The organism is Maribacter sp. 4G9 (genome assembly GCF_002742265.1).
GTDB lineage: Bacteria > Bacteroidota > Bacteroidia > Flavobacteriales > Flavobacteriaceae > Maribacter.
Genome location: NZ_MDGL01000114.1, coordinates 1 through 708, shown reverse-complemented (window position 1 = coordinate 708; position 708 = coordinate 1). Strand labels below are relative to the sequence as shown.

The following is a 708-nucleotide window of genomic DNA, read 5'->3' as shown; positions in this document are numbered from 1 at the left end:
AGCAACTGCTATCAATGCTAGTTTCTTACTCTTTCCTTTGTTCACGATTCGCTCATAAACTTCCTGACAAGCCTTGTTGTGTTTACAAGCATTAAAAGAACATAGAAACAATAGATTACGAAGCTTTCTATTACCGACCTTACTTATTCGTGCACGACCTCTTACGCTGCTTCCTGACTCACGTATCGTTGGCGTTATACCAACATAACTACACAGCTGTGATGCTGTCTCGAATTTACTAAAACCATCGGTGACAACTATTAAGAACAATGCCGTCTTTTGGCCTATGCCCGGTATGGAGGTCAACAAGGTCAATTGCTCTTGTTGATCCTCTTTGACCAAGGATAGAATTTTTGATTCGATAGCTTCTACCTCCTTATCCAATTGCTTCTTGTTACGTACCAAGGAACGATGGACAAACTTCGATGGAACACCCAGAACAGCTTCTCCATGAATCTTGTTCTTGGTTGCCGTACGTTGTTTTAAATAGGTGTCCAATAAGCGGAACAACTGTAAACATTCACTTTGGGTATCGGTCAAGGCATTGTAAAGAGATACTTCATTGACCAATGCATACTCACAGATGGCTTTCGCATCGCTCTTGTCCGTCTTCACCTTGGCCAGTTTCATTTGAATGAAACGCTTAATAGACAATGGGTTTACAACCGATACCATTACACCTTTTTTGTAAAGAAACTGTGCAAGCCT

At 41.1% G+C, this 708-nt stretch carries 1 protein-coding gene; it reads right to left on the bottom strand.

Annotation, left to right across the window (positions count from 1 at the left end; genetic code table 11):
- Nucleotides 1-708: IS110 family transposase (locus BFP75_RS11045; RefSeq protein WP_099545453.1), on the bottom strand; the 708-nt coding region annotated here is incomplete at both ends.